Origin of the sequence: Actinocrinis sp. (assembly GCF_035946395.1) — a bacterium.
Classification (GTDB): domain Bacteria; phylum Actinomycetota; class Actinomycetes; order Streptomycetales; family Catenulisporaceae; genus Actinocrinis.
Genome location: NZ_DASYZI010000399.1, coordinates 1 through 7838, shown reverse-complemented (window position 1 = coordinate 7838; position 7838 = coordinate 1). Strand labels below are relative to the sequence as shown.

At 66.0% G+C, this 7838-nt stretch carries 7 protein-coding genes and 2 pseudogenes; 6 read left to right on the top strand and 3 right to left on the bottom strand.

Going from position 1 to position 7838, the window contains the following annotated elements; genetic code table 11:
- Positions 1-255, top strand: a pseudogene (locus tag VGS97_RS24850) (LytR family transcriptional regulator); the annotation flags it as partial.
- Between the two features lie 172 nt (positions 256-427).
- Here the strand turns inward: VGS97_RS24850 and VGS97_RS24845 are convergent.
- Entirely contained in the window at positions 428-565 is a 138-nt protein-coding gene (locus VGS97_RS24845; RefSeq protein WP_326856060.1) for a hypothetical protein, read from the bottom strand.
- Positions 566-796: 231 nt separating this feature from the next.
- Between VGS97_RS24845 and VGS97_RS24840 the strand changes: the two genes are divergently transcribed.
- The 3 genes and pseudogenes from VGS97_RS24840 to VGS97_RS29910 form a co-directional block, all read left to right on the top strand.
- On the top strand, positions 797-2263 hold the full coding sequence (locus VGS97_RS24840; protein WP_326856059.1) for an MFS transporter: 1467 nt from the start codon (positions 797-799) through the stop codon (positions 2261-2263).
- A 65-nt stretch (positions 2264-2328) separates the two neighbouring features.
- Complete coding sequence (locus VGS97_RS24835; RefSeq protein WP_326856058.1) at positions 2329-3045, top strand: helix-turn-helix domain-containing protein; 717 nt, start codon at positions 2329-2331, stop codon at positions 3043-3045.
- An 11-nt stretch (positions 3046-3056) separates the two neighbouring features.
- Positions 3057-3167, top strand: a pseudogene (locus VGS97_RS29910) (IS30 family transposase); the annotation flags it as partial.
- 222 nt (positions 3168-3389) lie between these two features.
- On the opposite strand, the gene VGS97_RS24825 reads toward VGS97_RS29910, so the two are convergent.
- Both VGS97_RS24825 and VGS97_RS24820 read right to left on the bottom strand, forming a co-directional pair.
- The gene (locus VGS97_RS24825) at positions 3390-4679 is read right to left on the bottom strand and encodes a glycosyltransferase (protein ID WP_326856057.1); all 1290 of its coding nucleotides are present in this window, start codon (positions 4677-4679) and stop codon (positions 3390-3392) included.
- Positions 4680-5010: 331 nt separating this feature from the next.
- Positions 5011-6471, bottom strand: coding sequence for an NAD(P)-binding protein (locus tag VGS97_RS24820; RefSeq protein WP_326856056.1), 1461 nt, complete (start codon positions 6469-6471; stop codon positions 5011-5013).
- Positions 6472-6913: 442 nt separating this feature from the next.
- On the opposite strand from VGS97_RS24820, the gene VGS97_RS24815 reads away from it, so the two are divergent.
- Together VGS97_RS24815 and VGS97_RS24810 are read left to right on the top strand one after the other, a co-directional pair.
- Complete coding sequence (locus VGS97_RS24815) at positions 6914-7141, top strand: hypothetical protein (RefSeq protein ID WP_326856062.1); 228 nt, start codon at positions 6914-6916, stop codon at positions 7139-7141.
- Between the two features lie 373 nt (positions 7142-7514).
- The coding region (locus VGS97_RS24810) for an NAD(P)H-binding protein (protein WP_326856055.1) at positions 7515-7838 on the top strand (324 nt) is incomplete at its 3' end.

Below are 7838 nucleotides of genomic sequence, written 5' to 3'. Positions count from 1 at the left end.
GCCGCGCAGCAGATCGCCGCCAGCCTGGGCGCCACCGCCGTCGCGGACTCGTCCGTACCCGCCGGTCACATCCACATCTACCTCGGCGCCGGATTCACCCCGCCCGCAGGCACCGGGTCCGGCAGCGGATCCGGCACGGGCGCAGGCTCGTCGAACTCTCGGGCATCAGGGTCCACCACTTCGACCGGCGCGACTCCCAACATCCCGTTCCAGGGCAAGGCGGTACAGGCCGGCGGCATCCCCTGCGTCAACTAGGGGTGTTCGAGTTGTGGGGCCGGGGGCGCTGTGCCCTGATCCGGCCCCACAGCTCAAACGCCTCCTGACGCCGGCTCGTTCGAGCGGGTGAGTGATCAGTGATCGCATCGCTCGATCCCGCCAGCCAACCGTTCGGGAAGCCGGCGTAGGCGACCCGCCCTGTAAGAGCCGTTCATTCGTCGTCGACAGATATCAGATTGCCGACATAGTCGGCAGCGGATGTGTCGCCGACGGCCTCGATGCCGTGTAGCGGCATGACGACTGCGCAGCCGGACGCGAGGAGACCGGCATCGGTCTCCAGGTCGAGCAAGGCTGTGTCGCTCTCGCGTCGGATTGCCCGACCGGACTGCCCGACCCGTTGTCCGAAGACGACCGCTTCGACAGCACCCTGTACGAATACGAAGATGCCGCCCGACCTGCGCGGATGACGTCCTCGGCAAGGACAGGGCGCACGGCGGCGCACAGCGGAGACAACGGAATCGGGATTCCGGTTGTGCTAGGCTCCGCCGGAATCCAGGTTCCGCTTCTCGGAGGTCGACCAGTGCCAGCTGTCGGCGCACGTTCCCACTACCAGGTCACCTTCACGGTGCTCGCCGCCGCCGTGGCGGCCTACGCCCTGTTGCAGTCGCTGGTCGTCCCGGTGCTCACGACGGTCCAGGAGCAGCTGCACACGACGCAGAGCACTGCGACGTGGGCGCTGACCGGCTATCTGCTCTCCGCCTCGGTCTTCACCCCGATCATGGGGCGGATCGGCGACATGTGGGGCAAGAAGCGGATGTTCGTGGCGACGCTGGCGGCGCTCGCGCTCGGCTCGCTGCTGGCCGCCGTCGCCACCAGCATCGGCCTGATGATCGCGGCCCGGGTGATCCAGGGCATCGGCGGCGGCGTGCTGCCGCTGGCCTTCGGCATCATCCGCGACGAGTTCCCGCGCGAGAAGGTGGCCGGGGCGGTCGGCGTGATCGCCTCACTGGCCGCGATCGGCGGCGGGCTGGGGATCGTGCTGGCCGGGCCGATCGTGGACTCGCTCGGCTATCCCTGGCTGTTCTGGCTGCCGATGATCCTGACCCTCGCCGCGGTGGCCGCGGCCGTCGTCTTCGTGCCCGAGTCCCCGATACGCACGCCGGGCCGGCTCAGCTGGACCCCGGCGCTGCTGCTGTCGGCTTGGCTGGTGGCGCTGCTGGTGCCGCTGAGCGAGGCCACGGAATGGGGCTGGGGCTCCGGCCGGGTGATCGGCCTGCTGGTCGCCTCGGTGTTGCTGGCCGCCGCCTGGATCATGGCCGAGAACCGGGCGGGGACCCCGCTGATCGACATGCGGATGATGCGACAGCCCGCAGTGTGGACCACGAACCTAGTGGCCCTGCTGATCGGCATCGGGATGTACGCGACCTTCGCGTTCCTGCCGGAGTTCGTGCAGACCCCGAGGGTCGCGGGCTACGGCTTCGGGGCCAGCATCACCCAGTCCGGGTTGCTGCTGCTGCCCTCCAGCATCACGATGTTCCCGGTCGGCATGGTCGCGGGGCGGCTCGCGCGGCGGCTGGGTGGCAAGGCCCTGATCGTGGCCGGCAGCCTCATCGGCGTGGTCTCGATGGCGATCCTGGCGTTCGCGCACGACCAGAAGTGGGAACTGTACCTGTCCACGGCGATCATGGGCGTGGGCTTCGGCCTGGCGTTCTCGGCGATGTCGGCCCTGATCGTGGAGGTGGTGCCGGTCGAGCAGACCGGCGTGGCCAGCGGCATGAACGCCAACATCCGCACCATCGGCGGCAGTATCGGCTCGGCGCTGATGGCGAGCATCGTCACCGCGCAGCTCGGCGCTTCCGGGCTGCCGAAGGAGTCCGGCTACACCATCGGCTTCGCGATGCTCGCCGGCTGCCTGGTGCTGGCCGCCCTCGCCGGGCTGCTGATCCCCTCCGCCCTGCGCGGGCGCCGCCCTAGTGACGAGGAGCCCGAGCACGCCGAACTCGCCGTCCTGGCCGGCGGCACCGTCGTCGGCGACAAGAGCGAGTAACCTCCGCCGCAACGCGGTGTAGCAACGGTACTCACCGTGCGTACCACAGGAAGGGACGGCGCCGTATGACCACAGCCAGCGCCACAGCCGCAGCTACAGTCACCGTCGCAGCGGCCACCGGTACCGCCAACCTCGCCGGTGGTACCGGCGCCATCGCCGCCCAGGCTCGTCGTCCGCGGCGCGATGCCGCGCGCAACCACCAGCGGGTCCTCGACGCGGCGCGCGAGCTGCTCGGGGAACTGGGAGCCGAAGCGGGCATGGAGCAGATCGCGGCGCGCGCGGGAGTCGGGGTGGGCACCGTGTACCGGCGCTTCCCGAGTAAGGACTCGCTGATCGAGGAGTTGGTCTCGCTGGTCTCCGCGGAACTGATCGAGGTCGGCGAGCGGGCGCTGGAGCAGGACGACGGCAGCGGCCTGGAGACGTTCCTGCGCGCGATCGGCCGCTCACTCGCGGAACACCGGCGGTGGGCCGGCCTGCTGCTGCCGCGCGAGACACGCGCGAAGTGCAGTTCCACGCAGGTGCGCGCGCAGCTCGGCAAGCTGCTGGACAACGCCCACCGCGCGGGCACCATCTCCGCGCAGGTGCGTCCGGGCGACGTGATGGCCCTGGTGTGGAGCATGCGGGGCCTGATCGAGGCATGCGGGGACGTTGCCCCGGACGCCTGGCAGCGCTACCTCGACATCCATCTGACCGGCTTTCGCTCCCCGGGGCCGCTGAGCACGACTCCCGCGATCGCGCCGGACCAGCTGCACGAGCTTCCCGCGTCGCGTTCCACCGCATAGTGCCTGTCCGTGAGATCGAAGCCGTCGCCAACACACTCAACGGCCGGCCGCGCATGACACTCGGATGGAAGACTCCTGCCGAAGCACTCAACGAGCAGCTGCTGTCGGCATCAGACACCGGATATTGCCACGACCGATTTGAACCCAGCCAGTACCACCCGAAGGCCCACCGCAACGCGCTGCGGCGCATGGACATCCGCGGGAACACCGGTCGCACCGGATCGTGCCTCGACGGCGCCGTCGAGGAATCCTTCTTCGCCACGATCAAGGCGGAACCCCTCGCGCACGCGAATGCACGCCGCCGCCTGCCTGTGCGCAGGCCATGTAGATCATCAGCTCGCTGACTAGGCGAGGGCTCCGTTGACCGTGTTGAGTACGGGCTGACGGGTACGGAAGGCCTCTTCGACGATGTCGGCGGCGCGGCCGACCGAGTCCATGTTCTTGATCGTATCCTGGTAGTGCTGGGCGTTCTCACGGTACGACGGGTTCGAGAGCACCGTCTGGATCGCCGCGCGCAGCCGTCGGGGGTTGATCTTGGTGACCGGCACGAACTCGGCCACGCCGTGGTACTTCGCACGCGCCGCGACACCGGGATTGTCGAAGGTGACCGGCACCAGCACCATCGGCACGCCGTGCGCCATCGAGTCCATCAGGGTATTCATCCCGCCGGGGCCGATGTACAGTGTCGCGCGCTTGAGCAGGTCCAGTTGTGGCGCGTAGTCCACGATGACCGGGTCTCCGGGGAAATCAGCGGGGATCCGCGCGCCCTTGTGCCCGAGAGTGATCACCAGCTGCACGTCCAGACCGACGCAGGCCTCGGCGATGGTGCGGAAGACTGACTCCTGCCGGTTCTGTAGCGTGCCCATCGACGCGTAGATCAGCGGACGTCCGTCCAGCCGCTCCCAGGGGAACGGGATCGGCTCGGAGCCCTGCTGCTCGTCGTGCAGCGGACCGGTGTGGTGAAGGCACTGCGGCGAGAACTTGCGCGGGAAGTCGAACGACGCCGGAACCTGGGCGATCTGCGCGAGCTTGGAGAAGGTCTCGTCGGTGGGGATCGGCTTCAGGCCCCATTCGGCCCGCGCGCGGTAAACGTTCTTTGTGATCGGATTCTCAACCCTGTACCTGATCTGGTAGGCGATCTTGTTGCGCACCCGCGCCGGGGTCGAGTCCTTGTAGGGCCAGAACATCGTCCATGGGGGCACGCCCTGGTCAGAGTTCATCGGCAGCAGGCTGCACAGGCTGACGAACGGAATGTCGAGCAGCTCGGCGACCCCGGCTCCGAGCACGACGAGTTGGTCGACGACCATGGCGTCCACGCCGCTCTTCCGCACGGCGTCCGGCAACTCGTTGCCGTGCACGGTCGCCTGCTGCGCCAGGTCGCGGATGATGTAACGCATTGCGCGAAGCCCGTTGAGCTTCCCCTGCTCGTCGGTGAACTTCTCCAGGGAGCCGATCGGGAATTCGCGGGCGCCCACGGTGATGAATTCGAGCTCGTTGGCGAGCACCTCCTCCTCGGCATCAGGAGTCGAAATCACCGATGCTCGGTGCCCGCGGCGCTGCAACTCACGACCGAGTGTGATCATCGGGCGAACGTGCCCGGTGTATGCGGGGGTAAGCAGACCGACGTGAGACATGGAATTCTCCACGGTGAAGTGCGAGGCAGGAGTGTCAGGCACGAGATGGCGGTGGTGGGCACGGGTGCAGGTGCTATCTGGTCGGATCGCTTGAGTGTCGCCGCACCGCAGGGTACTGCGGTACTCAAGCGTGCTTACTCATCGTGCCCGAGAGACTGTTACGCCGACTCCCTCCAAATTGCCTACTGAAGCTTGAACTCGCGATACCGTGTTCGGCTGACGGCTCGTCAGTTTCGCGGTGATCCATCTGGATGAGGCATCCGCAAAGCGATGGGCCTGACAGTCAAACGGCGACGTTGCGCGAGACTTGAATTACCCTGTTTGTCCGTATTCAATTTAGCGGAGCGCATCGGACGCCGGTGGCGCGGCTGAACGTATCCAGCGCCTGCTGGTGGTGCCGCTGGTCCCGTTTGCGGGTGCGCATGAACTGGATTTGTCCCGCAAGACGTCGCGGCGCGGGATACCAGCGGTCGAGGTCGAGGCCGTTCTGTTGGAAGACTCTTACGGGAACCCGGTCGAACATGACGCTGAGGTTGTGCATGATCAGCGTGGCCGCGACGGCGGTGAGAGCCTCCGGCGCAGCGCGGCGCAGACCGTAGAAGTCCAGTTCATACAGCGGTGCGTCGACGAGGCGGTCCAGGAAGAACAAGTGGGGTAGGAAGTAAGCCGACAAGGTGCTCAGCGGGAACAACACCATCGACGTCGGGTTGATTGACAGTACGCGGCCGGTGCGCGATATGTACGGCGTGTGTACGGTGTCGCGGGGCGCGAAGTGGCCGCTACAGTTCACCACCCAACTGCCGGCGTCGATCGGCTGTCGTTTGCCGCTGCGCAGAACCATGGCGGGACCGAACGGGTCGTCGACGATGTCCAGGACGTGGTCGCTTATCAGTTCGCTAAGTCCGGCTCGGACGCTCGCCGCTTCTGCCGGCGAGAGAAATCCATAAATGGTGTGTGGTGCGGGTTCCACCAACGAGATGTTCCCTTGGGTTCGAGTCCACTGGGTGACCGCGTCGGTGTTTGTGCCGTCGAAGTGCCGTGCGATTTCGGTGATGTAGGCGAGGAATCGGGTGCCGGACGTCCAGCGGCTGGATCCGGTTGGAAAGAGTTGGTCGCGATTGAAGAAATGCGTGCCCGTGCCGGCGATCATTCCCACGAAGCGTTGGGGCTTGGCTTCCAGCAGCGCGTTTGCGGTGTCCACCGCGGTCTTGCCGCCGCCGATCACCCAGACCGCAGTTGCGTCCCCGTCACTCAGGAGGCCCGCGTCGGCCAGATGCTGCGGCGCTATCGAGCGCACCTGTGTGCTGGAGACCTTGAGCGGGGTGTTGATCTCGAAGTCGTAGCCGCGGGCGTCGATGAGCCGTTCGGCGGTGAACGTGTGGGTGGCGCCGTCGGGGTCGGCCGCGGTGATGGACACTGTCGCGGCGTCCTCGACGTGGGACTCGAACGTCCAGCCCCACCGGACGTCGATGTCGAGACGCTTGCGGGCCGTGTCGAAGCAGTGGCCCAGGTGGGTCAGGACTTCATCGCGGGTGGCGAGGTGCTCCGGCGGCTTGTCCAGCTTCCATCGCAGGTTGCCGGGCGTGAACATCCGGTGTGGCTGGTGCAGACGGACATGGGGATAAACATCGTTCCACATCCCGCCCGGCCGCTGATGCTTGTCCAGTAGCAGAACCCGGGCTCCTGCCGGCAGGTACCGACTGGCGCTGTACATCGCGTTGGCGCCGGCCATGCCTGCGCCGACGATGCACAGATCGTAACGGCTCGACGCTGCGGTCGGTACTGGCTTCACGGGCGGACTCCTCCAGAGCTACGACGGGAGCAAGTAACCTGGCCAGAATGGAATGGTGGGTTGTCGACCACCGGGTTCTCACCATCCCAGCGGATCATTCAGATGTGTTCTTCGTCAGTGCTCTGATCAATAAAACTGTCAGTCACGTCCACCGTAATGATGTAAGGCAGCTGATTTATCTCTGGTCGTTAGCTCATGCGGTGAGCGGCGCCGGGGCTGACTGCGGGCCGACTGCGGTGCCGGAACGTCCCCGGCGCGGACCTTACCGATCAGGGATGAAGAAGGCTCCAGCGGCGCTACGCGGCGGGCCGGCTGACGTCGAACACTGATGTGACCTCCACCGGGGGGCTTACACTCACACCTGCAACAAGGGAACCGGCCCGAATATAAACCGGCAACTATTTTGCTCTACAGCCTGTTGAGGATTACACAGAACGCTGAGATGCGCAAGACCGTGGCCCGCACCCGTACAGCAACATCGGGATCTTCGCCTGGCCGCGACGCGATCCCGTGCCTGGTCGGCGCGGTGCTCGCCGACCGTTCCGACGAGTGGACCGAAGCACGCTGGTATATGGGTATCGAGGTCCTGGCCAACTGCCGCGCCGCCGCACTCGCTCACACGATCGAGGAAAATCGGCCCGCAGCCAGCCCTGACACCCTCAACGCATAAACCACCGGTGACGGAATCAACCGGTGGCCCTACACCATCGCAGCGGACGTGACCTACAGTTTGCTAAACAGGGCACTGACGAAGAAGGCATCCGAACAATCCGGGTGGAACGATGAGGGCCGCTGGTCGACTACCCACCATTGCGGTCTGACCATGTTATTTGCTCTTGGTGCACCGCCCTGGCGAGTTCGGGCAATGTGACACGCGAGGTGCGCGCCGTAGGTTCCAGGAGCTGAATGATCAAATATTCGACTCTTGTCGATAATAAAGAACGCTCCTTCAGTGAAGATCGACAGGGCGGACTCTGCCCGTGAGAGCGGCCTCGTGTCGGCTTCTCATCGAGTCACTGCCTGACGGGGAAGGATGAAAGCTGATGGCTGACACTCGCGTACTGGTCACCTGCGCCGGGGGGAAGATCGGCAACGCGGTCGCCCTGCAACTGCTGGAGCAGGGCATCGCGACCCGCGCCCTGGTCCACCGCGAGGACCAGCGCAGCAACCACCTGCGGGAACGCGGCGCACAGGTCGTGATCGCCAACATGATGGACTACCAGCAAGTCCAGGACGTCATGACCGGCATCAACCGCATCTACTTCCACCCCATCTTCGACCCCCACGCCCTGGACAGCACGGTCATCTTCGCCATCGCCGCCCGCAAAGCACGCGTGGAAGCCATCGTCCAAATGGGCCAATGGCTC